The 24,480-nt window shown below is 71.4% G+C and carries 19 protein-coding genes; 9 read left to right on the top strand and 10 right to left on the bottom strand.

What is annotated here, in order from left to right; translation table 11 throughout:
* The 3 genes from POL25_RS38440 (at nucleotide 1) to POL25_RS38430 (ending at nucleotide 10,543) form a co-directional block, all read left to right on the top strand.
* Complete coding sequence (locus POL25_RS38440; RefSeq protein ID WP_272091372.1) at nucleotides 1-4,830, top strand: tetratricopeptide repeat protein; 4,830 nt, start codon at nucleotides 1-3, stop codon at nucleotides 4,828-4,830.
* Complete coding sequence (locus POL25_RS38435) at nucleotides 4,827-9,827, top strand: tetratricopeptide repeat protein (protein WP_272091371.1); 5,001 nt, start codon at nucleotides 4,827-4,829, stop codon at nucleotides 9,825-9,827. The genes POL25_RS38440 and POL25_RS38435 overlap by 4 nt, the downstream gene beginning before the upstream one ends.
* A 137-nt stretch (nucleotides 9,828-9,964) precedes the next feature.
* Nucleotides 9,965-10,543 carry a DUF6892 domain-containing protein gene (locus POL25_RS38430; protein ID WP_272091370.1) on the top strand — a complete coding sequence of 193 codons (579 nt, stop codon included), beginning with the start codon at nucleotides 9,965-9,967 and terminating at the stop codon, nucleotides 10,541-10,543.
* Here POL25_RS38430 and POL25_RS38425 read toward each other — a convergent pair.
* A complete protein-coding gene (locus tag POL25_RS38425; protein ID WP_272091369.1) occupies nucleotides 10,530-10,895 on the bottom strand; it encodes a hypothetical protein in 366 nt (121 codons plus the stop codon). The two genes, POL25_RS38430 and POL25_RS38425, sit on opposite strands and share 14 nt — an antisense overlap.
* A 1,083-nt stretch (nucleotides 10,896-11,978) precedes the next feature.
* Between POL25_RS38425 and POL25_RS38420 the strand changes: the two genes are divergently transcribed.
* Nucleotides 11,979-12,764: a hypothetical protein gene (locus POL25_RS38420; RefSeq protein ID WP_272091368.1), complete on the top strand. Its 786-nt coding sequence runs from the start codon at nucleotides 11,979-11,981 to the stop codon at nucleotides 12,762-12,764.
* A gap of 138 nt (nucleotides 12,765-12,902) precedes the next feature.
* Here the strand turns inward: POL25_RS38420 and POL25_RS38415 are convergent, their stop codons facing one another.
* Together POL25_RS38415 and POL25_RS38410 are read right to left on the bottom strand one after the other, a co-directional pair.
* Nucleotides 12,903-13,691: an SDR family oxidoreductase gene (locus POL25_RS38415; RefSeq protein WP_272091367.1), complete on the bottom strand. Its 789-nt coding sequence runs from the start codon at nucleotides 13,689-13,691 to the stop codon at nucleotides 12,903-12,905.
* Nucleotides 13,688-14,017, bottom strand: coding sequence for a nuclear transport factor 2 family protein (locus POL25_RS38410; protein WP_272091366.1), 330 nt, complete (start codon nucleotides 14,015-14,017; stop codon nucleotides 13,688-13,690). The genes POL25_RS38415 and POL25_RS38410 overlap by 4 nt, the downstream gene beginning before the upstream one ends.
* Nucleotides 14,018-14,118: 101 nt before the next feature.
* Here POL25_RS38410 and POL25_RS38405 point away from each other — a divergent pair, with 101 nt between their 5' ends.
* The 3 genes from POL25_RS38405 to POL25_RS38395 all read left to right on the top strand — a co-directional run bounded on the left by POL25_RS38405 (nucleotide 14,119) and on the right by POL25_RS38395 (nucleotide 17,891).
* Nucleotides 14,119-15,027 (top strand): LysR family transcriptional regulator, encoded by a 909-nt coding sequence (locus POL25_RS38405; RefSeq protein WP_272091365.1) that lies wholly within the window; start codon nucleotides 14,119-14,121, stop codon nucleotides 15,025-15,027.
* Between the two features lie 452 nt (nucleotides 15,028-15,479).
* Complete coding sequence (locus POL25_RS38400; protein WP_272091364.1) at nucleotides 15,480-15,725, top strand: hypothetical protein; 246 nt, start codon at nucleotides 15,480-15,482, stop codon at nucleotides 15,723-15,725.
* Nucleotides 15,726-15,995: 270 nt separating this feature from the next.
* Complete coding sequence (locus POL25_RS38395; RefSeq protein ID WP_272091363.1) at nucleotides 15,996-17,891, top strand: DUF4215 domain-containing protein; 1,896 nt, start codon at nucleotides 15,996-15,998, stop codon at nucleotides 17,889-17,891.
* A 148-nt stretch (nucleotides 17,892-18,039) separates the two neighbouring features.
* Here POL25_RS38395 and POL25_RS38390 read toward each other — a convergent pair whose 3' ends face one another.
* From POL25_RS38390 to POL25_RS38380, 3 genes are all read right to left on the bottom strand, one after another.
* The gene (locus POL25_RS38390; protein ID WP_272091362.1) at nucleotides 18,040-18,168 is read right to left on the bottom strand and encodes a hypothetical protein; all 129 of its coding nucleotides are present in this window, start codon (nucleotides 18,166-18,168) and stop codon (nucleotides 18,040-18,042) included.
* Nucleotides 18,169-18,177: 9 nt separating this feature from the next.
* Nucleotides 18,178-18,504 (bottom strand): glycosyltransferase, encoded by a 327-nt coding sequence (locus POL25_RS38385; protein ID WP_272091361.1) that lies wholly within the window; start codon nucleotides 18,502-18,504, stop codon nucleotides 18,178-18,180.
* A gap of 100 nt (nucleotides 18,505-18,604) precedes the next feature.
* Nucleotides 18,605-18,739, bottom strand: coding sequence for a hypothetical protein (locus tag POL25_RS38380; protein WP_272091360.1), 135 nt, complete (start codon nucleotides 18,737-18,739; stop codon nucleotides 18,605-18,607).
* A 280-nt stretch (nucleotides 18,740-19,019) separates the two neighbouring features.
* Here POL25_RS38380 and POL25_RS38375 point away from each other — a divergent pair, with 280 nt between their 5' ends.
* The gene (locus POL25_RS38375) at nucleotides 19,020-19,259 is read left to right on the top strand and encodes a hypothetical protein (RefSeq protein WP_272091359.1); all 240 of its coding nucleotides are present in this window, start codon (nucleotides 19,020-19,022) and stop codon (nucleotides 19,257-19,259) included.
* Between the two features lie 90 nt (nucleotides 19,260-19,349).
* On the opposite strand, the gene POL25_RS38370 is transcribed toward POL25_RS38375, so the two are convergent.
* From POL25_RS38370 to POL25_RS38360, 3 genes are all read right to left on the bottom strand, one after another.
* Complete coding sequence (locus POL25_RS38370) at nucleotides 19,350-20,315, bottom strand: alpha/beta fold hydrolase (RefSeq protein ID WP_272091358.1); 966 nt, start codon at nucleotides 20,313-20,315, stop codon at nucleotides 19,350-19,352.
* 139 nt (nucleotides 20,316-20,454) lie between these two features.
* Complete coding sequence (locus POL25_RS38365; protein ID WP_272091357.1) at nucleotides 20,455-21,273, bottom strand: hypothetical protein; 819 nt, start codon at nucleotides 21,271-21,273, stop codon at nucleotides 20,455-20,457.
* A 160-nt stretch (nucleotides 21,274-21,433) separates the two neighbouring features.
* Entirely contained in the window at nucleotides 21,434-22,699 is a 1,266-nt protein-coding gene (locus POL25_RS38360; protein ID WP_272091356.1) for a lipase family protein, read from the bottom strand.
* Between the two features lie 401 nt (nucleotides 22,700-23,100).
* Here POL25_RS38360 and POL25_RS38355 point away from each other — a divergent pair, with 401 nt between their 5' ends.
* Nucleotides 23,101-23,433 (top strand): hypothetical protein, encoded by a 333-nt coding sequence (locus tag POL25_RS38355; RefSeq protein WP_272091355.1) that lies wholly within the window; start codon nucleotides 23,101-23,103, stop codon nucleotides 23,431-23,433.
* Between the two features lie 200 nt (nucleotides 23,434-23,633).
* Here POL25_RS38355 and POL25_RS38350 read toward each other — a convergent pair whose 3' ends face one another.
* The gene (locus POL25_RS38350) at nucleotides 23,634-24,458 is read right to left on the bottom strand and encodes a helix-turn-helix transcriptional regulator (protein WP_272091354.1); all 825 of its coding nucleotides are present in this window, start codon (nucleotides 24,456-24,458) and stop codon (nucleotides 23,634-23,636) included.
* Nucleotides 24,459-24,480: the final 22 nt, after the last annotated feature.

Raw genomic sequence — 24,480 nt, 5'->3', positions numbered from 1 at the left:
ATGCCCGAAACCGCCGAGATGCCCCTGCTCGAGATGTTGCAGGTGCTGTCGCGGACACCGACGAGTGAGCCGCAACTCCGGGCCGTGGTCGCCGTCACGTGTGCGCGCTGGTGTGTCGTGCGCGGCGAGGACGGCGAGGCCCAGCGCCTGCTCGCCCACGCCTTGGAGCTGGTGCCGGACCTGCGGCCGGCGATGCGCCTCCTCTACCGGATCTTTCTCCGGCGTGGCGACATCCGCAACTCCGTCCGCTACCTCGACCTCGAGATCCGCGCCACTCGCCACCCGCGCGAGGCGGCCGCGCTCTACCGCGAGCGAGGTCAGCTGGTCGAGACCCACTTCAAGGATCGCGCCGCCGCCTTGCAGTGTTACCAGGCCGCCCTGCGCGCCACCCCGAAGGACCTCGCGGTGCTGCGCTCGGTCGAGGCCGTCACCCTCGTGCAGGGCAACCTCATGGCCCTGGTCGCCAACCTCGAGGCCCAGCTCGAGGTCCTCCACGACCCGCGGGCCGTCGCCGCCGTCGCGCGCGACCTCGCCGTGCTCGAGACCCGCCAGGGCGGCGACCTCAACCTCGCCGCCGCGCTGCTGATCGCCGCCGGCGAGGAGCAGCCCGGCAACCTCCTCCTCATTCAAGACCTGTTCCGCGTCGCCGAGGCGGCCGGCAACGCCGAGCTGATGCTGCGCGCGCTCGAGGCCGAGGCCGACGCTCGCCCGCCCGAGCAGCGCGCCGGCCCGCTGGCCCGCGCCAGCCTGGTCCTGCGAGAGGTCCGCGAGCGCGCCGCCGCCGTCTCGCTGCTGCACGCCGCCGCCAAGCTGCAGCCCGACAACTTCAGCCTGTGGCGCAACCTCGAGGAGCTGGCGATGGCGACCGCGCGCTACGACGTCGCCGTCGAGGCGTGCGCCGGCCAGCTCAAGGCCATCGGCGGCTCCGACCCCGGCACCGAGGCCGAGCTGTTCTACCGCCTCGGCAAGCTGGCGATGATCCGCCTCGACCGCGTCAGCGAGGGCCTCGGCGCCATGCGTCGCGCGCTCAAGCTGTTCCCCGGCCACACGCCCGCGCTCGAGGACGCCGGCCGCTACCTGATCGCCAACGAGTCCTGGCACCAGCTGCTCGAGCTGCTCAAGCTCCAGGTCGCGACCGCCGAGGCCGCCGGCCTCAGCCCCGAGGAGCGGGCCCAGGCCCAGCTGCGCGCCGGCCAGGTGCTCGAGGAGAACCTCAAGGAGCTCGAGGGCGCCCGCCAGCTCTACGAAGAGGCCGTCGCCTCGTCGCAGACCTACCGCCCCGCGCTCGATCGGCTCGAGCGAGTCCTGCTGCAACTCGGCCGCTTCGACGGCCTGCGCGAGCTCTACAGCGGCGAGCTGCAGCGCGGCGTCGGCGGCCCGCGGCGCGTGTTCCTGCTGTCGATCCTGGCCCGCCTGCACGAGCGCCAGGGCGATCCGTCGGCCGCGATCAAGTGCCTCGTCGCCCTGCTCAAGGAGTTCCCGGAGCACCTGCCGTCGCTGCAGCAGCTGGCCCGCCTGCTGGCCCGGGCCGGCCGCGCGCGCGAGCTGCTGCAGGTCACCGAGCAGGAGATCAAGCTGACGATCAGCCCGCTGCGGCGCGCCAAGCTGCTGTTCCGCAGCGCCGAGCTGGCGCTGCAGATGGGCGACACGGGCCACGCCGAAGCCAGCCTGCAGGAGTCGCTCGAGGAGGTCCCCGACCACCCGCCGACGCTCGCGCTGCTCGAGCGGATCCTCCGCGACCGCGGCGACGACGTCGGCATCATCGACCTGCTGCGCCGCCGCCTGCAGCGCGCCGTCGACCCGGCGCAGCGGCTGTCGCTGCACCTCGAGATCCTCCACCGTCTGCTCGCGCTCGGCGAGCTGCCGCAGGCGCTCGACGAGGTCGACCTGGTCCTTCAGACCTGGCCCGAACACCTCTCGCTGCTGCACACCGGCGAGCGCCTGGCCGCCGCGCTCGGCCGCACCGACGCGCTGCTCGGCTACCTCGGGCGCCACTTCGATCTGTCGCGCGGCCAGCGGGCTCGCGCCCTGCTGATCTACCGCGCCGCGCTGGTGCGGGCCTCCGATCCCGCCGGCATCTGGGCCGACCCCGGCCAGGCCGAGCAGGCCACCGGCGAGCTGCGGCGGGCCCTCGCGCAGTGGCCGAGCCTCGGCGGCGGCTGGACCACCCTGCTCGAGCACTGCGCCGCCAACGGCAGCGCCGGCGAGCTGCTGTCGGCCGCCCGCGGCGCGCTGGCCCACGAGCGCGGCATCGGCAACCGCCAGGCCGCCGCGCTGCTGCTGGCCGAGATGTCCGACTCGCCCGCGCTCGGCGTGCAGTACCTCGAGGCCGCCGCCGAGGCCCGCCCGCGCGACCTCAACACCCAGCTCCGCCTGGCCCGCGCCGCCCGCTTCAGCCGCCGCCCCGACCTCGTGCGCTCCGGGGCCGCCGCCGCGCTGTCGATCACCGCCGAGGAGTCGGCCGACCACCCGTTCACCCACAGCCTGCGCTACCGGGCCGCCCGCGCCGCCGAGTCGGCCGGCGACCTCGACGCCGCCGACGCCGGCTACGCCGAGCTGCTGGCCATGGACGCGCGCTACGAGCCGGCCCGTCGGGCCCAGGCGCGCATCGGCATGCGCCGCAACCTCGTGCCCACCCGCCGCGCCGCCGCCGAGCTCAACACCGCCGCCGCCGGCGAAAAGGACTACGTCGAGCGGGCCGCTTTGCTGTGCGGCAGCGCCGACCTCTACGTCCGCGCCGGCGACCTCGACGAGGCCCTGTCGCGCCTCAACGCCGCCCTCGTCACCTGGCCCAAGTACCTGCCTGCCCTGCACGCCAAGGCCTGCCTGATGGAGCAGCGCGGCAGCCCGGCCGACCTCGTGGTCGCCGCCGACCTGCTGGCCCAGATCGCCCTGCTCGTCGGCGACCCGGCCCACCAGCACGCGCTGTGCGTGCGCGCCGGCCTGCTCGCCGTGCGGGCCCGCGATCCGGCCCGGGCCTGGCGCGCCCTGGCCCGCGCCCTCGACATCGAGCCCGCCTCCGATCCGGCCTTCTCGGCGCTGTGGCGGACCCGCGAGCAGCACGGCCGCGAAGGCGCCGTGCCGCTGGTCGGCCCGCTCACCCGCCGCTTCGACGCCCTCGCCGCCGCTCGCACGCTCACCCCCGAGGCCGCCCGCGCGCTCGCCCGCGTCGTCGAGATCAGCGACGGCAACCTCGCCGCCGCCGGCCTGCTCGAGCGCGCCGTCGCCTCGTTCCAGGATCACGTCGCCCTGCGCGTCGACCTCGCCCGCCTCTACGCCCGCGCCGGTCGGGGCAGCGACGCCGTCGGCCAGCTGCAAGAGGCCCTGAAGCGCGAGGCCTCGCCCGAGCTGCGGGCCGTGCTCGAGTTCTTGCTGGCCGACGCCCACGAGCGCAACGGGGCCCCCGACGCCGCCTTCGAGCACTACCTCGCCGCCAGCCGCGGCGGCTTCCAGGCCTTCGTCGCCTTGCGGGCCGCCGACCGGATCGCCTCCGCGATCGGCACCGTCGATCAGCGCGTCGAAGTGTTGCAGCGCCTGCTCGAGCTCGGCGACGCCGACGAGCGCGTCCGCAGCTTGCGGGCCCTCGCCGACATCGATCGCCGCGTCCGCGGTCGGCCCGAGGAGGCCGCCGCGCTCCTGCGCGAGCTGCTGCGCCTGCGCCCCGCCAACACCGAGGTCATCCTCGAGCTGCACGCCCTGCTCATCGAGCTGGGGCGCGGCGACGAGGCCCGCGTCGCCCTCCAGGCCGGCATCGCCGCCCAGCGGGCCCTCCTGCGCGACCGCGGCCACGGGCGCCCGCACAAGCCCGGCCGCCCCGAATTCGACGGCGAGGGCGAAGGCCCGATCGCCGGCCTCCTGCGCCTGTTCGACGCCGCCGAGGAGTCGGGCGGCGTCTACGTGTGCGCCGCCGTGCTCGAGACCGTCGACCCCGACCTCGTGCCCGCGACCCGCCGCTGCGAGGTCCTGCAGCCCGCCCCGTGGCCGCTGCCGACCGCGCCCGACAAGCCGCAGCCGTTCTTCACCGTCGACGATCCGGCCGCCGCCGCCGCCGTGCACCTGCTGCAAGCCGGCGTCAAGTACATGTCCGGCATCCCCGGCGCCCCGCCGCCGCCGGTCAACCTGGCCCAGCGTCACAGCTTGCCGGCCGCCAGCTCGGTCGCCGTCGTCACCCGCGCCCTCGCTCGCACTCTCGGCGTCGGCGAGCCGCTGCTGTTCCTCAACCCGACCGGCGACGACGGCGTGGTCGCCCACGTCGGCACCGCCCCCGTGCTGCTGATCGGCCGCAGGATCAACGGCGCCCCGTTCTCGCCCGCCTCGCGCGAGGCGATCGGTCGGGCGCTGTTCCGCCTGTCGACCGGCGGCGACCACCTCCACCACGTCATGGACGACATCGGCATCATGGCCGTCCTCCACGGCCTTGCCAGCTGCGCCGGCGTCGAGCTCGACGACATCCACCCGCGCGACGAGAGCGTCTCCGACGCGATCATCGAAGGCCTCGCCGGCGCCGGCGTGGCGGTCGATTTCGGCGACGACGCCGAGATCCTGGCGCGCAACCTCCAGCAGTTCTCGCATCCTGTCCTTCGGGACACCTTGCGTCAGGGCGAAGATCGGGCCGGCGCGATCGCTTGCGGCGATCCGCGGGTGCCGCTGCGCCGCCTCACCACGCGGCCGCCCGGCGACGCCGCGCCCGCGCCGACCCTCGCCGCCTCGCGGCCCGCCGCCCTGGTCGCCTACCTCGTGTCCGAGGAGCACCTCGCGCTGCGCCGCGCCCTCGGCTACAATGTCGAGCTCGAGCTCGAGCTGAGCGACGTCGAGGAGCTCCCCGCATGACCGGCCCGCGCAAGCCTCTCCCTCTCGACGAGTGCGGTCGCCCGCTCGACCTGGGCGCCGCCCCGGCCGAGCGCGTCACCGGCAGCGGCCCGCCGCCCTCGCTGCTCGACCTGCCCGACGCCTTTTGGCCGCTCGACCTCCCGCTGGCCCCCGGCGCCCTCGCCTTGCCCGCCGTCGACTGGTGGCTGCTCGCCGACGTGCTGGCCGCCGAGGCCGCGCGCGAGCAGAGCCCCGACCTGCGCGCCGCCCTGACCGGAGAGACAGGTCGAGTCCAGCGCGAGCGCCTCGGCCTGGTCGAGGGCGACGAGGCGCTGACCAACGGCAGCCCCGCGGTGCGCCAGGCCGCCGCCGCCGTCGTCACCGTGCGCGCCGACCTCGCGACCGAGCTCACCGAGCTGTTCCAGGAGGCCAGCGACGACAGTCATCCGGCGCCCATGCGCGCCGCCGCGTGGATCGAGCACGGCCAGCGCATCGAGGACGCGACCGGCGACGTCGGCCGCGCCTACGCCAGCTACCAGGCCGCGCTGCTCGCCGTCCCCGATCACCCGATCGCCGTCGCCCTCGCCGTCGACGCCGCCATCCTGCTCAAGCGCCACGCCGACGCCCAGCGGCTGCTCTCGACCAACGTCCGCAAGATCGACATGGCCAGCCTGCGCTCCGCGCGGCGCCTCGACCTCGCCCACGTCACCGACGATCCGCGCCAGCGCCGGAGCTACCTCGAGCTCGCGCACACCGACGACCCGAACAACGCCACCGCCCTGCGCCGGCTGATCCGCACCATCCGCCACGACGGCGGCGGCACCCCCACCGCGCTGTCCGAGCTGTACCGCCGGCTCGCCGGCCTCGCCGAAGATCCGATCACCGCCGCCACCGCCCTGCAGCTCGCTGTCGTCGTCCTCGGCAGCGAGCCCGTGCCCGCGCCGCTGCTCGCCGACGTGCGCGCCTGGCTCGACCGCAGCACCGACGAGTCGGCCGCCCAGGGCCTGCTCGACGCCCTCGCCTACGCCCTCGCCGGCCAGGCCCTCGCGCGTCACCCCGGCCACGAGCCCGACCCCAACTACCTCGAGATCCTGGCCCGCCTCGCGCCGCTGCTCGACGACACCCGCGAGCAGGCGATCGTGCGCGAGCAGATCGCCCGCATGCGCTGGCTCGCCACCCCGCTGGCCGCCCGTCAGAGCGCCATGAGCGACGACGGCACCCTGCGGCGCCTGCAGGACACCGGCGACGACGACATCCTGCAGCCCGACCCGCTGACCGACGACGAGGCCGCCGCCTATCGCCTGCTCGAGGTCGACCTCCGGTTCGTGCGCACTCACCTGCCCGAGCAGCGCTGGGTGTGGCAGGCGCTGGCCGACATCTTGCGGGCCACCGGCGACATCGCCGGCCTCGTCTCGCACCTCACCGAGTGGGCCCAGCACCAGCCGCACGGCGCCGAGCGGGCCGCCATCCTCGTGCGCCTCGGCTTCGTCCACGAGGAGCTCGAGCGCAACCTCCCGCGCGCCGCCGAGGTCTACGAGCTCGCCGTCGCCGAGGACCCGCGCAGCGCCCACTGCCTGCGCGCGCTCGGCAGCGTCTACGAGAAGATGCGGCGCTGGGCCCAGGCCGCGGCCACCTTGCAGCGGCAGGCGCGAGAGTCGTCCGAGGGCAGCGAGCGGCTGGCCGCGCTGCGCCGGATCGCCGCCATCGCCGAGAACGAGCTCCACGACGTCGACCTCGCGATCGCCACCCTGCAGGAGATCGCCCAGCTCGATCAGGACGACGTGCTCGCGCTCTACCAGCTCGCCGGCCTGTGCCGCACCCACGGCCGCACCCCGGTGCTGATCGGCACCCTGCAGCTGCTCGTCGATCGCCTCGAGGAGAACACCGCCCGCACGGCGATCCTCGTCGAGCTCGGCGAGGCCCAGGAGTTCCACCTCAAGCAGCGCGCCGCGGCCCGCGAGGCCTACGAGCGGGCGCTGTCGCTGTCGCCCGGCTACACCCCCGCGCTGCGGGCCCTCGCCCGCATCTACCGCGACAGCGGCGACCTCGACGACCTCTTGCGCCTGCACGAGCCCGAGGTCGACCCCACCAGCGACCCCGCCGTGCTCGCGCTCAAGGCCGGCCGGATCTGCTTCGAGGAGGTCGGCGACATGGACCGCGCGATCGACTACCTCGGCCGCGCCTACCGCCTGAACCCCGACCTCGTGCCCGCGCGCGAGGCCCTGCTGCAGCTGCTCTCGGCCAACGGCCGCGTCCGCGACGCCTACGACCTCCTGCGCGCCCAGGACCTGCCGCACAGCCCCGCGCTGCTGGCCGACTACCACTACCGCCTCGGCCTGCTCGCCGAGACCCTCGCGCGCAAGGACGAGCCCGAGTCCGAGACCGCCTTCGTCGACGAGGATCGGGCCCTGCAGCACTACCGGGCCGCGCTCGCCGTGCAGCCGCAGCACGGCCTCGCCAGCGAGCGCGCGCGTCGGCTGCTGGTCGCCAACCGCGACGTCCCCAACCTCGTGCGCCTGCTCGAGGATCAGAGCCAGCACCTGACCGGCCCGGCGCGCGCCGGCGTGCTCGTCCACCTCGCCCGCCTGCACCTCGCCGAGCGCAACCTCGACGAGGCCCGGCGCAACTACGAAGAGGCGATCGAGCACACCCCCGACGACGCCATCCTGCTGCGCGAGTACAAGAACCTGCTGCGCAAGGTCGGCGACACCGAGTCGTTGCCCAACCAGCGGCTCCGGCTCGCGCGCGTCAGCGAGGACACCCACTACAAGGCCACCTTGCTGGTCGAGTCGGCCGAGGTCCTGCTGCGCTCCGCCGCCCCCGAAGATCGCGAGTTCGCCGCCAACGCCATCCTCGGCGCCTTGCGCGAGGATCCCGGCAACCCCTACGCCGTGCGCCTGCTCGAGGGCTTGCTGTCCGATCCCAACAACCCGCTGGCCATGACCGACGCCGTCGGCGCGCGGGCCGTGCGGGCCCAGAGCGACGGCGAGCGGGCCATCTTCTACCTCGAGAGCGCCGAGCTGCTCGAACAGGCCGGCGCCGTCAACGAGGCCCAGCGGGCCTATCGCGCCGCCCTGCGGGCCATGCCCTCGCTCGCCCCGGCCGAGCTCGGCCTCCAGCGCGTCTCCTCCGGCGCCGCCCGCGAGTCGGCCGCGCCCAAGACCAAGGCCGTCAGCGTGCACACCCTCATGGCCGAGGCGCGTGACGCCGCCGTGCGGGCCGGCAACACCGGCAAGCCCGCCGACGCCGAGGTCGCGCTCGGCCTGCTCGGCCAGATCCTCGGCCGCGATCCTCACTACCGCGACGCCATCGGCCTCGCCCGCGCCCTCGCCAGCCAGCTGCCCGAGCCCAAGCCCGCGCTCGACCTGCTGCGCACCGTGTTCGGCCGGATCAGCGACGCCGGCCTGCGCTACGAGCTCGGCGTCTACCTCGGCGAGCAGAGCCCCCGCGACGAGGACGCGCTCGCCTACTTCACCGTCGCGGCCCAGGCCCGGCCCGACGGCAAGCAGGCCCTCCGCGGCCTCGTGCGCTGCTACCAGCAGCTCGGCAAGGAGGCCGAGTCGGCCCGCGTCATGGAGCAGCTGCTCGCGCTCTACGACCCCGCCGATCCGTCCGCCGTCGACCTGCGCCTGATCCTCGCCGGCTACCTCGCGCGCGCCCCCGAGACCCTCGCTCGCGCGCTCGAGCACGGCCGCATCGTCCTCGCCTCGCGCGGCGACGACCCGCGGGCCATCACCCTCATGGCCGGCCTGCTCGAACGGACAGGTCAGCCCGCCGAGGCCGCCGAGCTGCTCGATCGCCTGTGCGCCCGCGAGCGCGACCCCGATCGCCTGCACGAGCTCTACTTCCGGCGCGCCAGCCTGCTGGCCGAAGTGCCAGGTCGCGAGGCCCAGGCGCTCGCCGCCGTCGAGCGGGCCGCCGAGCTCGGGCCTGGCAACCGCACCACCATCCTCCTGCTCACTCGCCTGCTCGAGCGGCTCGGCCAGACCGAGCGCGTCAGCACCTTCCTCGAGCCGATCCGGCTCGCCATGCTCGGCGGCATCGGCCGCGGCGCCCTCAACCCGAGCGACATCCGCCTGCTCGCCGAGGTCGCCAACCGGCCCAACCCCGGCCTGGCCCAGATGGCGCGGCTGCTCGTCCACGCGCTCGAGCCCGGCGAGTCGATCGGCCTGCCCGACGGCTTCATGCGCCCGGCCTCGGCCCAGGGCCTGCAGGCCGCCTTCGCCACCCCGGCCCTGCGCCAGCTGCTGTTCGCCCCGGGCGAGCTGCCCGACATCAACGACCTGCTGACCTGCGTCGAGACGGCGATGGACCGGATGTTCCCCGAGTTCACCGGCCTCAACGGCGACGAGACCGTGCCGGTCCCGCCCAACGTCGACACCGGCGCCATCCGCAACAACCTGCAGCAGTGGTGTCGCCTGCTCGGCATCGAGGACATGGCCATGCGCGCCACCTCGATCAACAACACCGTCGCCGTGCTCGACGAGGGCGAGGAGCCGACCTTCCGCCTCGGCGTCAACCTGTGGCTGCGCGGCGACCCGATCAGCTGGCGCGGCCTCGGAGCCCTCGCCCTGGCCCGCCGGGCCCTCGGCGGCGGCCGCGTGCGCTCGCTGGTCCCGGTCGAGCTCGACCTGATGATCGCCGCCAGCTTCGAGGTCACGAAGGTCTTCAACGCCATCACCGCCGACCCCGACGCCCGCCGCCTCCGCGACGTCGCCAACAACCTCGGCAAGAACCTGCCCCGCCGCCAGCGTCGCCCGCTCCTGCGCGTCTGCCAGGCCCTCTCGAGCCACCACTTCGAGCCCGCCGCGACCGCCCGCGCGACCCTCACCACCGACCTGCGCATGGCCCTGCTGCTGTCCGGCGACGTCGCCGGCGTCCTGTCGGCCGCCTGCCTGCTCGACGGCTTCGCCAACGGCAACATCAAGCAGCGCATCGTCCTCAGCCGCAACGCCCAGGACCTGTGCGTGTGGATGCTGAGCGACGCCTACCTGGCCCTCCGCAAGGCCGTCTCCTGACCTGAGGGGCATGCCCGCGGGGACATGCTCGATGGGGCATGTCCCCGGGGACATGTCCGATCAGGCATGCTCCATCGAGCGGAGCCCGCGTGGGCGCCGGGTTGCCCGTCGCCGGCCGATGTGATGCGATCGCGGCCATGACCGAGGTAACGGAGTCCGCCGGCCCATTCCCCGACCCTGGCTTGCACCTCGCCGTCGTCGACGCCCTGCTCCGCGCCGGCGCGATCGAGGTCGAAACGATCGTCCGGGCGCTGGCGGACCTCGACCCTGACGGCGACGAAGACACTCGCGCCCACGCGGCGATCGCCCGCGTACACGCCCTCCCGCTCGACCCCGCCGAGGTCGCCCGCATCACCGAGCTCGACTTCGACGACAGCAACGACATCTACAGGCTCATCGATCGCGCCCTCGGGTTCGAGGTCGGCAGCGACGACGCGTGTCCCTACGACCTGCACTCGCTGGCGGGCATCGAACGGCTCGGCGCGCTCACCTCGCTCTCGCTCTACGGCCACGGCTATCGCCCCCAGGACCTCGACCTCGGGCCGTTGCGCGGCCACCCGAAGCTGGCCGAACTGATCCTCACGGGCCGCTGCACCGACGCCGCCGCGCTCGAGAGCTTGCCAGCGCTCCGGCAGCTCACCGCGACGCCGCGCAACATCGAGCCCAACGCCCTCTTGCGGCTGATCTCTCGCGGGGTCACGGTCAAGAAGCCCTGAAGCCGCCGCGCAAGCCGACCCACGGCGACGAGGGCGACATGTCCTTCCAGCCATGTTGCTCTCCCGCGTCCGCCAAGGGTGCGAGAGCGACCGAGGTCCCGGTGGGAATCCCTTCGTCGTCGGTGGTGGCGGTGCTGTCCCCCGCCGTCGAGCCACCGCTCTCCGTGGTCGGCCCGCCCGCCGTCGGCTCCGAGCCTCCTTCGGTGCCCGGCCCGTCGCCGGTGACCGTCGCCATCGTGTCGGCGGACGTCTCCGTCGCCGAGGCGGTCTCGTCGTTCGTGGAGCAGGCCGTGAGGCCCAGCGAAGCAACAAATACGGTCAAGGTTCGCGTCATGAAATCAAGCCGGCCCACGCGACTGGTCCACCTCTCGAGTTCCTGGTGGGCGACGGACGACGTTCAATTGCCCGCCCCGAGCAAACTCGCAGCTGCCGCCGCGGGGCCATCCCGGGCGAATCCTCGCGCCCCGCAATTGATCCTGCCGCGCCGGTCACTGCACTCCCCGGAGCTCCGTCACCCCGCCCGGGACCCGGCGACTCGTGGCCCGCCGCGCACGCGGCCTTCAAGGGTCGGGGTACGGCTCGCAGGCGGACACGAGGATCGTCGAGCGGGGCACCGCATGTCTTGCTGGCGAGCTGCTGGGTTCGCCTCGCGGTCGTCGCGCGAATGTCATCGCGCGTCCGTGGGAGGCGGGGCGCGAAGATTATCGAGCGGGCGGGCGAGGGGCGGCGCAGCGGGTCCCGTCGCGACGGGAGACCTGCCATGCCACATGCTCGGCGCGGAGGTGCGACGGGGCCTGTCCGGCGTTGCATCCCGCGCTTGCGCGTGAGGCATGGGGCCCCTCCCTGCGTCCCACTGCGCCGCCCCTCGCCCGCCCGAGAAGAACGTCGTGGCCCCGCCTGAGCGCCGCCCGGCAGCTTCGCCCAGCATGTCCGAAGAGACCGATTAATGCCCGCGAGCCCCGGAGGTTGCCGCCCGGGAGCATCGCCCAGAATGTCCGAAGAGACAGATTACGCTCGCAAGTCGCGCTCGAGCGGGCGCCCACCGTCGCGCCGCCGCATGGTCGGTGCAGGGGGGGCGCGACTGCGCAAGCGTGCCACTGACAGTGAGACCAAGGATTTGCCTCCACTGACCTCGGTCGCCTGCCGTTGCGGCCAGGCGCGACCCGCGAATCATCCGTCGCTATGATCGCCTGCTCGGCAGAGCGCTCGGTCGAGCGATGCGGCCTGAATCGCCTGCTCGGCCGAGCGCTCGGTCGAGCGATGCGGCCTGAACTGGCCAGGGTTCACGGCATCGGGCGATGTCCGGCGTGTGGATTCGAACGGCGCTGTCGTTGCAAACACGGGTCGTCCGGGCGCTCGCTCGACGCACTGGAAGGCTCGATAAGACTCTCCCGGACCAGAGGTGTAGACGTTGTTGAAAAGTACCCTGACCGTTTTGTTCTCCCTGTCGCTGACGAGCGGCATGGGCTTCACAGCCACCGACGCTGCTGCTGACTCCGACGGGCGCGTGCGACGCGACAAGACCCGCTACAAGGTCGGCGACTGGGACGGCGATGGGCGGGACAACTTGGCGGTGCGACGCGGGAATCACGTGCTGATGGACTTCAACTTCGACGGTGTGCACGACCTCGACCAGGGGTACGGCGACGGCAGCGCGGAGGATGAGTATCTCGTCGGCGACTGGGACGGCGACGGGCGAGACAACCTGGCTGTGCGGCGCGGGAATCACGTGCTGATGGACTTCAACTTCGACGGCGTGCACGACCTCGACCAGGGGTACGGCGACGGCAGCGCGGAGGATGAGTATCTCGTCGGCGACTGGGACGGCGACGGGCGGGATAACCTGGCGGTGCGGCGCGGGAACCACGTGCTGATGGACTTCAACTTCGACGGCGTGCACGACTTCGACCAGGGGTACGGTAACGGCGTCAGCGAAGACGAATATCTGGTCGGCGACTGGGATGGCGACGGGCGGGACAACCTCGCAGTTCGGCGCGGGAACCACGTGCTGATGGACTTCAACTTCGACGGCGTGCACGACTTCGATCAGGGGTTCGGCAACGGCAACGCGGAAGACGAATATCTGGTCGGCGACTGGGATGGCGACGGGCGGGACAACCTCGCAGTTCGGCGCGGGAATGTCGTGCTGATGGATATCAGCTTCGACGGCGTGCACGACATCGAGCAGCCGTACGGCAACGGCGACCTCGAGGATCGGTAGTCGAAGCCCAGGCCGTGGCGGTCCATATGGACTGCCTGACGGCGAAAGTAGCCGCCGCCGCGCCTTCCTCACCGCTGGCCAAGGACCGCGGCCAGGCGTGCCGCCCCAGCACTTTGCGCAAACGTCGGGGCGATGACCTCAGACGGTCCGGACGGTGCCGCCGTCGATGATGAACTCGGCGCCGTGGATCGCGGCGGCGCGATCCGAGGCCAAGTAGGCGATGAGATCGGCAACCTCGTCGGGCTCGGCCGCACGCCCGATCGGGATCCCGCCCAGAGCATCAAGGACAACTTGCCGCGCCTCCTCGACCGTGCCGCCATTGGCGGCCTGCAGACGCTTCAGCAGGTCGACGGACGACTCGGTCATGATCCAGCCGGGGGAGACGGCGTTGACCCGCACGCCCTTCGGCCCCAGCTCCTTGGAGATCGACTTGCTGTAGGTCCTGAGCGCGGCCTTTGCGGCGGCGTAGCCCGTGGTCGATTCGGGAAGCGGCAGGATCGATTGGATAGACGTGACATGCACAATCGCGCCGGCACCCCGTTCGATCATCTGCGGTGCCAACAGGCGATCGAGGCGGACCGTGGCCATCAGGTTCAGGTTCAGTTCGGCAAGCCAGTGATCGTCCGTCAGGGCAAGAAAGCCGCCGCCCGGCGAGGCCGAGCCGCCGATCACGTGGGCGAGGATGTCGACGCCGCCCAGACGCTCGAGCGCCGTCCTGGCCAGGGTCTGCGAGCCTTCGGGCGTCGTCAGATCCGCCCGGACGAACTCGACGCCGTCGATGGGCTCCAGGGTTCCGCGGGCCGCGGTGATCACCCGGGCGCCCCCGGCCAGGAAGCGGTCGACGGTGGCGCGGCCCAGACCCTTGCTGCCGCCGCTGACGAGCACACGCTTTCCAGCGAACTCCGTGGGATCAATTTTGATTTTCATGTCGTGATCTCCAGTGCTTTGATGGCGTCGTTTTCGAGCGTGAAGCGATAGGTGAAGCGGATCGGGCTGCCCTTGAAGTCGCCATGGGCAGGGCCTTCGACCACGACCTGACCGTCCTCGTGGCGAACGGCATCCGGCGTGAAGATCGCCTTGACGGCGATCACTTCGTCTTCAAACAAGGTTCGCAGCTCGGCGTGGCCCTCGTGACGTTTTCCGTTGTCCGAGAGGACCGCATCGGCCGCGAAAGGCTTCAGCATGCCGTCCACATCGAGCTCTGCGTTGGCCGCGACATAGGCGGCGATGGGTTTGGGGAGTGCGGGCGCCATCAGTGTTCTCCTCTGCGTTGGTTCGTTTCGGAGAAACTAGACTCGCCCAAAAAAAAGAAAATACGCTGAATCGTGCATGCTATAGGTAGCCAGGCTAAACAATGCGTGACGACCTATCCGGGCTTCGGGCCCTCCTCTGCGTGGCCGAAAAGCGCAGCTTCCGGGCGGCGGCCGCCGAGCTGGGGGTAACGCCATCTGCCGTGAGTCAGATCGTTCGCGCCCTCGAAGAGCGCGTCGGTGTGCGCCTGCTTCAGCGAACCACACGCAACGTCGGCTTGACCGAGGCCGGTGAGCACTTCATCGCGCAGCTCAGGCCGGCATTCGACGGCATCGACGTCGCGTTCGAGTCGCTCCGGGCCATGAACGGCCGCCCGTCGGGTCTGTTGCGCCTGACGATGCTCCGAACCGGCTACAACGACGTCATCAAGCCGAAGCTCGCGGCCTTTCTCGCCGCTTACCCCGACATCCGAATCGACATCTGTCTCCAGGAGGCGCTGTCCAACATCGTAGCCGAAGGCTTCGACGCGGGGATACGCCTCGGCCACAGCCTCGATCGCGAGATGATCGCGGTTCGCGTTAGCCCGGACCAGCGCCTCGTGGTCGTCGGCTCACGGGACTACTTCGCGCGCCGAGGCAAGCCCACGCATCCGCGCGAGCTTCACGGGCACGAGTGCATTGGTCTGCGCATGTCGACGGGCGCAGTCGCCCGGTGGAAGTTCGTCGAGAGCGACAAGGAGTTGGAGCTGGCCGTCGTCGGCCGCGTCGTGACCAACGATGGATCGGTATTGGTAGACGCCGCCGTCGAGGGCGTCGGCCTCGCGTACGTCTTCGAAGACATGGTGAGCGGGCTCGTGTCCGAGAAGCGACTCGTGCGGGTGCTCGACGGGTACTGCCCGCACATCCCGGGCTATTTTCTCTACTACCCGAGCCGGCTGAACCTCGCCCCCAAGCTCGAGGTGCTGATCGACTTTCTAAAGAAAGGTAGAGGGCGCGGCAAAAAGTACGCGTGACGGGGGCCGTCGCGGCAAGGCGCGACGGCGGCAGCTTCGTCGGCCAGCGCCGCGCCGTGCCGGCGGAGGACACGCCCAGGGCACTGTGGCCGCCGTGGGCGGTTGAGCGCCAGCTGGATCCGCGAGCAACTCCGCGGTGGCACATCGCTCGAGCAGTTAGTTGGTGGTGCTCGTGCGGCATGGCAGGTCTCCCGTCGCGATGTGACTCGCTGCGCCGCCCCTCGCCCGCCCCTCGACGATCTCCGCGCCCCGCCCCCGCGGACCCGCGACGTCCTCCGGCGCGAGCTGAACAACCCGCGGTCACGCGACCCGCGCTCTCGCTGAACACGGGGCATGCGATGCAACCACAACGCCCCGCGATCGGAGCGCAGCGAGCTCTGCGCCGGGCGCCTGGCGAAGGCCCCTGTCCGGGCGCGTTCGCGCCGTCGCCTCGAACCGGCTACCATCCCCGCGTGACTCGCCTCTACAACAAGCAGACCGGCGCCCTGATCGGACCTATCAACGACGACCAGCTGCGCGACCTCATCGATCTCCTCGTCGAGGAGAGCGCCGACGACCGCGACTACTACATCGACCGCGACACCCTCGATTACTTGCAAGAGAACCAGGTCGACGCCGACCTCCTCGCCCTCCTGCGCAAGCACGTCCCCGAGGAGGGTGAAGGCATCGACATCGAGTGGCGCGACGAGCCCGCCTGATCGGCCTCCTGTCCGCGCTCCTGCGGGCTCCCTGCCTGCATCCACCCGACCTCGGCTTTCGCACACGCGACGCGCGGTCGCCCGTCCGCCGTCGCGCGCGCGCCGACCCTTCGCCGCCGACATGACGTCCGCGTAACACCTGGCTCACCGGCGCCCGGAGTTTCCCGCCCCGGTCGCCTGCGGGTGGGCCATCTTCGCACCCGCTCGCCCGCATACGTCTCCGCCTGCGCGAGTTGCCGGCCTTCCCGCGACTCTCGTACTCTGGCGGGCATGCTCGCTTACAGCTTCGCTTGTCGTTCGCTGGGACTCGTCGTGCTCGCCGCGGCGCTCGGCGCATGCGGTCGCACCGACACCGCCGTCACCACCGACTCTGCCGGTGGCACCACCGACACCGACGGCACCACCACGGCTGGCAGCACCAGCGGGCCTGACCTGCCCACCACCAGCCTGCCCACCACCTCCACCAGCACCATGGGCGGCACCGAGACTGGCACCACCGCCGGGCCCACCACCGATCCGGGCACCGACACCGCCGTCACCGACACCACCGACACCACGACCTCGACCACCACCTCGACGACCTCGACCACCACCACGGACACCGACAGCACCACCGGCGAACCGCCGATCTGCGGCGACGGCCAGCTCGATCCGGGCGAGCAGTGCGACGACGGCGACCTGGTCGATCTCAACGCCTGCTCCAACGCCTGCATCGCCGCCACCTGCGGCGACGGCGTCCTCCACGAGCTTTTGGGCGAGGAGTGCGACGACGGCAACAACATCGAGGATGACGGCTGCTCGGCGGGCTGTCGCCTGCCCATCTGCGGCGACAGCATCGTCCAGGTCCCCGAGGAGTGTGACGACGGCAACCTCGAGGACGGCGACGACTGCACCAACGCCTGCATCACCGCCGTGTGCGGCGACGGCATCGTGCAGCTCGGCGTCGAGGCTTGCGACGACGGCAACGACCTCGACAATGACGACTGCCTGGTCGGCTGCATCCCTGCCGAATGTGGGGACGGCATCGTGCACGCCGTGCTCGAGGCCTGCGACGACGGCAACGACATCAACGACGACGCCTGCACCAACGACTGCGCCCTCGCCACCTGCGGCGACGGCATCCTGCAGATGGACGAGGAGTGCGACGACGGCAACGACCTCGACGATGACGCCTGCACCGGTCTGTGCAAGCTCGCCGTGTGCGGCGACGGCTTCGTGCTCGCCGGCGTCGAGGCTTGCGACACCGCTGGCAACAGCGCCACCTGCGACAGCGACTGCACCCCGTCCCAGTGCGGCGACGCCCACCCCAACCCCGCCGCCGGCGAGGCTTGCGACACCGGCGGCCCCAGCCCCACCTGCGACGCCGACTGCACCCTCGCCGTCTGCGGCGACAAGACCGTCAACCCTGCCGCCGGCGAGACCTGCGACGACGGCTTCGAGACCGCCACCTGCGACGACGACTGCACCGCCGTCGTCTGCGGCGACGAGGTCCTCAACGAGGCCGCCGGCGAGGCCTGCGATCACGGCGGTCAGTCGGCCACCTGCGACATCGACTGCACCTTCGCCGCCTGCAACGACGGCGTCATCAACAGCGCCGCCGGCGAGAACTGCGAGGACGGCAACCTCGCCGAGGGTGATGGCTGCAGCTCGAAGTGCAAGGCCCACAAGGTCGTGTTCGCCACCAGCCAGGGCTTCGACGGCAACCTCGGCGGCCTCCTCGGCGCCGACATGAAGTGCCAGGCCGCCGCCCAGGCCGCCGGCCTCCCCGGCACCTACCGCGCCTGGCTCAGCGACGACACCGGCACCCCCGTCACCCGCTTCACCAAGCCCACGATCCCCTACGCCCGCCGCGACGGCGTCCTCATCGCCAACAACTGGAACGACCTCGTCGACGGCAACCACGCCGCCGCCATCAACCTGTCCGAGCTCAAGACCCCGCCCGGCGCCGACGCCAACGTCTGCGGCGGCATCTCCCAGCTCACCTTCACCAACACGATCATCGACGGCACGATGTTCGCCAACTTCACCGATTGCCAGAACTGGACCAGCAACGCCGCCGGCATCGTCGGCGGCGGCCAGTTTAATAAAGCAGACGGCCTGTGGACGCAGTTCGTCTGCCAGCAATCGTGCACGTGGAAGAAGCCGATCTACTGCTTCATGCAATAGGACCCGGACTTTGCCACCCCCTCGATCGCGCTCGCAATCCAAATCGCCGTCCTGACGGCGATGGTGAACGAGGCGAGGAGCCGACCTTCGGCGCGAGGGCTGGCGCGGCCCGAGGACGCCCGAGCCGCAGGCCATCGAGCGCGCCGCTTCACCGTGCAGCGCGGCTGACGTGTGCATGGGTGATCGTCCCGAGGAGCGTGCACTCGCCGCGATCGGTCGCCAGCGCGTGAATCATCGCCGTGGCGCCAAGCTCGTGCGCGCCGGTCTCGAGCGACATCCGATTGAATCAATACACTTCGACTCCGGATCCGGCGGAGCCGACGAGCGGGACGCCGGCCGGCGAGCACGGGGCCGAGGCCCGTATGCCGCGATTCACCGTGCCCCACAGGTTTTGCATGCCCTCCAGCGCGGCGCGGCCCTCCATCGACGCCACCAGGTCCACGAAGTCGTTGTTCATCGGCCGGTAGTCGAGCCCGTGCTCGCGGATGAAGCCCGTGAAGTGTTCGCAGGTACACAGGCTCACGTCGTGGCCGGCCGCCTGCAAGCCCTGGCCGAGGGCGACGTAGGGCTGCACGTCGCCGTGCGAGCCGAGAGTGGCGATCAGGATCTTCATCGAGGCCGCGTGACCCACCACGGCATCGCACGTCCCGCCCGGCGGCGTCACGCGAAATCTGCCCGGTCGCGCTCCGCCTCACGCGTGGCCTCGCTCCTCGTCACGCCACGCGCTGGCCGAGCACGAGGTCGTAGACGCGGCTTGGCACCGCGAGCCGAACGCCTGCCGCCTCGACGCGGGCGCGGTGGTGCTCGCGGTCGTCCTCGTGGTGCATGATCACCAGCTCGCGCCGCACCGCCGCCTGCTCTCTGCAAGTTGGCCTCGGGAGCTGACGCGCGCTGCGCTCCCCATGCTCACCACCAGGACCGGATCGCGGGTCCAACGCCGGAGTGGACTCATCCTGGAGGTACGCCCGCCCCCAGGAATGTTGCGGTGGCGCCGCAGGATGCAATAAATGTGATGTGCAACAATGTTCATAGGGCACGAGCCGTCAAAATTCGCAGAATGCTTGTTTCGCGCGTGATCCTCGTGCAAGGAGGGGTTGTGCTCGCGTTCGGGCGCAAGGAGTGCTAGCCATGTCCGCCGCCGAAATCGCCGACAACAAGTGGGAGCTCGAAGCTTCCAGGCCACCGGTCCGCACCACCGGAGGGATCCTCCAGATACTCATCATCGGCTTCTTTGCGGGCCTGTTCGGGTGGATGGTGATGTTCGCCTTCCAGGGCATCTTCGGCGCCAGGCGCGACACCCTCGCCGACCAGTACGGCCGCCTCACCGTCGATGGCAAGCCTGCGCCCGGGGCTGCGCCGGCCCAGTGAAACTGCGACGCCGCGGAATCGCTGCAGCAACAGACACAGACGAGCTCAGAACAGGCCGGTCTTGGGGGCCTCTCGAGCTCCGTGCCTCCTTCAGGGAGGCGATTGATCGGGCGACAGTGCGGCCTCAGCGATCATTTCCCCGAGCAGCTCCGCAACGCGCTGTGCGTGCTCGGGCTCGGTCAATAGCGACATGTGATGGCTGGCCTCGACGATCCTATGCTGCCCACGCGTGGACAGTCTCGCGATCTCGGCGTGCATCTGCTGGCCGCGATCGAAGATGTCCTGGGACATCCCCTCCATCGGCTCGCTCGAACTCATGACCACGACGGGACGATTGCCGAGCGTGTCGTTGACCCGGACGGCGCGCATCGTCGCGTCCCATGCGCCGAACTCGGCGGCCGAGCTCGCGAGGTGGCGGGCCGCGGAGTTGAACATACGGGCGGCGCGGTAGTCATCCGCGGGCAGGCCGGCGTGCAGCCGTCCGAGCGGGTTGGTCAGGCGCAGCAGGCCGAAGTGCGACAACTTCGCGGCGACCGCGAGGATCTTGGTGACGCGCTCGTGGGCCTCGCGCGCCTCGGCGGGGAAGCGCTCGAGCTGGTCGGGATGTGAGGGGTCGACGAAGCCGAGGCCGACGACATCGTCGGGGTAGCGGGCGGCGAAGATCCGAATCAGTGCGCCGCCCAGCGAGTGGCCCACCAGCACGTAGGGTCCGGGCTCGCCTGCAGCCGCGAGGAGTGTCCGGAGTCGCGTGACCGCGGCGATGCCGTCATGGGAGGCGGCGTCCTCGCTCCAGCCGAGGCCGGCGCGGTCGTACGAACAGACGCGGACGCGTTCGGCCAGGAGCGGCTGCACCCGCGCCCACACCTGCGCGAACCCGAAGGCACCCGCCTCGAGGACGACTGTCGGCGCGCCCGCTCCCGTGCAATGGATATGCATCGCCGCGCCATCGACCGCGACCATGCGTCCCGGCCGCACGACCGCGCGTCGATCGAGCGCCTGCCCGATCTGCTGGTATACGGCACCGACCACCGCGAGCACCGCGAGCACCGCGAGCACGCCGAGACCGAGCTTGCGGAGCCCCTTTCCGCGGCTCCCGAGTGTCCCTCTCATGTTCCTTCCTCCTGGCTCGCAAGCCGCTCCCGACGAGCCGCCGCCGCGTCCGTCGCGGCACGCTGGTGACCCCGACGAGCGACCGCTACGGTGCGGCCGTGACCTTCTCGATGCGCGCGCAAGTCTCCCCGACCGCCGGGCTCCCCGTGGTGAAGCACAGGCTCGTCGAGCGCGGCGCCGTGGCCTCGACATTGAGCTCCCAGCCCCACCTCGCCAGCGCGATCGACCGATCGCCGCCGCGCCTCACGACCTCCTCGATCGTCATCGTCGCCGTCCCTCCGCGCGGCACAGTCACCCGGTCCCCGTCCCACCGGCGGATGACATCTTCGCCGTCCTTGAGGTCCTGCCCGAGCAAGGTCAGGTCGTCGACCTCCACCTCGCTGTCGCACGTGTTGGCGAACGTCACCTCGGCGCGCAGCTTCTTCTTCCCGTCCTGCACCCGCAGCTCGCGCACGTGCAGGCACCCCTCCGGCTGGCGCTCCAGCGCCTCCAGGCGGTCTTGCTCCGCCTCGTACGCCAGCTTCGCCTGCGCCTCGCGCTCTCGCTCCTGCTGCGCCTCCGCCCGCGCGCGCGCCTGCGCGAGCGCGTGCGCCTCTGCCCGCTCGCGTTTGTCCTGCTCGATCGACTCCGTCCCCGCCCAAAACATCGTGAACGCGAACCCGTGGATGACCAGCGGCACCAGCGGCCAGCGCCCGACGAACAGCACCACCACCGAGCTCACCACCAGGTACCCGAGCAACACTTCCAGGGCGATCACCGCGCCGAACCCCTCGAGGTCGAGCCACGGCTTCTCCTTCGGGAACAGCGCCTCGCCGAACAAGTACCAGTAAAGCGCGAGCCACAGCGCCACCGCGACCCCGTGGACGATCCACGCGCTCCTGACGTTCCGGCCCCGATCGCTCATGCCGCGCGAGCCTACACCCGCCGGCTGCGCCCTGCCATCACGGCCCGCGCGTGTATGCGGTGAGCCACGGTGCTCGATCGCGAGGCGGCCCGCTCGCGGATCGCGGCGGGCCGAAAGCGTACGCCGACCGCCCCCGGCGCGGGGGCGGGGCCGGCGGGGTTCACTGCGCCGCGGACACGCCCGCCTGCGCGGCGAGGGCGGCCTGGACCATCGCCGAGACGCGTGCGGTCTGCGGGTCGTCCGGGCCCCGCGGCGCGTCGACGACCACGCCGCCGACCTGGATCTGCTTCGGCTGGCGGTTCTGCAGCGCCTGCACGAACTCCTGGGCCGACGCGGAGTTGCTGGCGAGGTCGGCGAGATCCTGGGAGATGCTCGTCGGCGTCGACGGCTTCATCCATTTCGCCTGGTATTGGAAGGGGCCGTAGTATCCGATGATATGCTGGTACCCGACCTGAAGCAGGAACTTGTGGAAGGCGTCGAGCTTCGGGTCCTGGTAGATCGCCGTGGTGTACGTGCCCTGGATCGCCACGAGGTTGGGCAGCGGCGTGTAGCCGCGGTTCGCGGCGAGCAGCTGGAACACGCCGATGAGCACCGCCAGCGCGCCGTAGGAGACGTCGATCTTGGGCGCGATGTCGGGCGCGTAGATGGAGAACAGCTCGGACAGCGACGGCTCACCGAACTCTTGCCACGCGTGCGGGACGCAATCGAGGGTGTTGTAGACGGGCCGGAGGCGCTTGCCGAACCGGAGGCCCGCGTACAGCGAGAACGCGAGGTTGCCGGGGGTCGGGCCGGCGAACGTGTCCACGCCGATCGTCGCGTTCCGCTGCGGATCCCAGGCGGACTGCTGGCCCTGGGCCGTGTCGGCGAGCCACAGCGCGACCACCGGCGCGAGCGCGCCGCCGAGGCTGTGGCCGGCGACGGTGATCTGCACCTTCTGGCTCACGATCGTCCGGAGGAACTCGACGAGCGTGCGGCCGCCGCCGGGCAGCTGGGCGTCGGGCTTCATGTTCTGCAGGTTGAGCAGGCCGATCGCCGCGCCGAGCGAGATCTGGGCCCCCACCGCGAGCGGGTTGAAGAACCAGGGCACCTGCGCGAACACGAACAGGTCCTCGAGGACCGAATCGATCAGCGAATTGAAGTTGGTGCCGGCGATGGCGATCACGTACTGCGACGGATCGGCGGCGTTCTTCACGACGTACATGAGGTTCACGCTGTGCGGCGGATTGCCCATCGTCAGCACGGCGGGGCCCCAGACGATCTGCCACTCACCGATGGTCGAGGCCGCGTTGCGGAGGGCCTGGGTGATCTGCTCGGACGCGGCGGGGCCGAGATCCGGGAGCGACTGCGCCTGGGCGGCGCCGGCGAACTGCGTCAGCGCGAAGGTCTGGATCTGGGTCGGGGTGTCGATGGTAGCGGTGGTGGACATGATGGCGTCTTGAATCGTTGAAGAGGGTTGGAGCGGCCGCGGTGGTCGCCGCGGGTCGCTCGACGCAGGGTGAAGAGCCGCGACCCCCCGCTTGCGATCCAAAAAACCTTCGGGCTGTTTTCGCGCCTCCGAGAGCGGTCGGCCCCGCGCCGCGGACTTCGGACCGGCGGGCACGCGCGAGCGAGGTGTCCATTCGCCAGGGCCGTGCCCGCCGAATGCAGCGACCGGCCCCGAATGGCGCGTTCGCAGAAGCGATTGGCGGGATCGCAGAAGCGGTGCCGGCGAGGGGCCTGCTATATCCAATGCAACGGGGAATCACAACCAGCGCTCACGCGAGCCCCCGTGATCGGCGTGAGCGAGAAGTGCTATCATTCATGAAAGCCATGCATACTTTGCTTGCCATGATGCTCTCGGTCGCGTGCTTCACCGGCTGCGACGCGAACGAAGGCTTCGAGGCCGAGGACGCGCTGCTCCAGCTCGACGACGCGGAGCTCGAGCTCCTCGCCGAGGCCCAGGAGGCCCAGAGCGACGACGAGGTCCGCGAGAGCGCCTTCGAGACCGAGCTGGACGTGGTCAGCGGCAGCAGCCTCGCGCTGTCGCAGACTTGCGAGCAGTGGACCCCCCCGTTCGGTCTTTGCCAGACCGTCTTTATCACTTGTAAGGATCCCGAAGCCACGCCGGGTCCGTGCGCGACCCTGACGCAATGCTACAAGTGCAGGGACGATTGGCCCTGACGCTCGCTCCGAGGTGAGCGCCAGACGCTCCGTGGCCGGGACGACCGGACACGGGGCGTCTCGCGCTGTGAGAGCGAAGAGGCCGCGGGCTCTGCTCGCCTCGCATCGGTCCGGCGAATGGCACGAGTGCGAGTCACGCACGTCGTCCGCCGCCGCACTCTTCTCGTCTCGCATGGATCGGCGAATGACACGAGTACGAGTCACGCACGTCGTCCACCCCCGCGATCTTCGATCGCGCCAGCGCCGGCATCGCGGGCCCCCGCGGGCGCCCCTCTCGCGCCCGCCTCCGCGGCTCCGCGCACGCGTCGTCGCCACGCGCTCGGCGCCTCGCCGGTCCGCCGGCGAAACATCGTGCTGAAGTTGGCGAGCGAGCTCGCCCCCACCTCGAGGGCGATCGTCGTCAGCGTCAGCGCCGGGTCTCGCAGCATCGCCTGCGCCGCCCGCACCTGCGCGGCAGCGTGCTCCGCCTGAAAGCTCGTGCCCTCGTCGCGGAGCCGGCGCTGCAGCGTCCGCGTGGACAGCCCGAGCTGCCGCGCCGCGCTGTCGAGCGTCACCTCCGATAGCGGCGGCACCAGCACTCGCCGCAGGCGCTGCCCGCAATTCAGCTCGCCCATGGCGGCGGCCACGATCGCGTCGAGCTCCTCGGCCAGGCCCGAACGATCGCCGCGGCCGAGCCACGCGAGCGCCTCGCCGAGCGACGCGTGGACCGCGACCGGGTGCGAGGGGCGGACGAGCTTGTCGAAGCCGGCCACCAGCGCGTCGGGCAGGCCGTTCGGGCGGACCCGCGCCTGGCACGTCACGAGCTCGCGGTAGAGCGGCGCGCGGGCCTGCAGGTGGTCGACGAACGCCACGAACGCGAGCGGATCGACGCTCTCGAGCCGGCGCAGGTCGACGAGCGAGGCGTGCGGTACGGCCTCTCGACGCACCTCCACGTCCAGGAACCGGCACAGATGCCGGATCTCCGGCTCGCCCGGGCGACCCCAGAGGGCCATCCCGTGGAACCCCGGATCCGCGCACCAGACCATGAACGAGGTCGAAACCACGTAC

The sequence above is a fragment of the Nannocystis bainbridge genome (assembly GCF_028368995.1).
Classification (GTDB): Bacteria; Myxococcota_A; Polyangia; order Nannocystales; family Nannocystaceae; genus Nannocystis; species Nannocystis bainbridge.
This window is presented reverse-complemented; position numbering and strand designations above follow the sequence as displayed.

Bases quoted from the DNA above. Each gene is read 5' to 3' on its own strand.
- POL25_RS38410 (WP_272091366.1), bottom strand. From the start codon at position 14,017: ATGGCGCCCGCACTCCCCAAACCCATCGCCGCCTATGTCGCGGCCAAC.
- POL25_RS38355 (WP_272091355.1), top strand. From the start codon at position 23,101: ATGATGCTCTCGGTCGCGTGCTTCACCGGCTGCGACGCGAACGAAGGC.
- POL25_RS38385 (WP_272091361.1), bottom strand. From the start codon at position 18,504: ATGAAGATCCTGATCGCCACTCTCGGCTCGCACGGCGACGTGCAGCCC.
- POL25_RS38390 (WP_272091362.1), bottom strand. From the start codon at position 18,168: ATGTCGCTCGAGACCGGCGCGCACGAGCTTGGCGCCACGGCGATGATT.
- POL25_RS38365 (WP_272091357.1), bottom strand. From the start codon at position 21,273: ATGAGCGATCGGGGCCGGAACGTCAGGAGCGCGTGGATCGTCCACGGG.
- POL25_RS38395 (WP_272091363.1), top strand. From the start codon at position 15,996: ATGCTCGCTTACAGCTTCGCTTGTCGTTCGCTGGGACTCGTCGTGCTC.
- POL25_RS38405 (WP_272091365.1), top strand. From the start codon at position 14,119: ATGCGTGACGACCTATCCGGGCTTCGGGCCCTCCTCTGCGTGGCCGAA.
- POL25_RS38430 (WP_272091370.1), top strand. From the start codon at position 9,965: ATGACCGAGGTAACGGAGTCCGCCGGCCCATTCCCCGACCCTGGCTTG.
- POL25_RS38440 (WP_272091372.1), top strand. From the start codon at position 1: ATGCCCGAAACCGCCGAGATGCCCCTGCTCGAGATGTTGCAGGTGCTG.
- POL25_RS38435 (WP_272091371.1), top strand. From the start codon at position 4,827: ATGACCGGCCCGCGCAAGCCTCTCCCTCTCGACGAGTGCGGTCGCCCG.
- POL25_RS38360 (WP_272091356.1), bottom strand. From the start codon at position 22,699: ATGTCCACCACCGCTACCATCGACACCCCGACCCAGATCCAGACCTTC.
- POL25_RS38375 (WP_272091359.1), top strand. From the start codon at position 19,020: ATGTCCGCCGCCGAAATCGCCGACAACAAGTGGGAGCTCGAAGCTTCC.
- POL25_RS38415 (WP_272091367.1), bottom strand. From the start codon at position 13,691: ATGAAAATCAAAATTGATCCCACGGAGTTCGCTGGAAAGCGTGTGCTC.
- POL25_RS38350 (WP_272091354.1), bottom strand. From the start codon at position 24,458: ATGGTCTGGTGCGCGGATCCGGGGTTCCACGGGATGGCCCTCTGGGGT.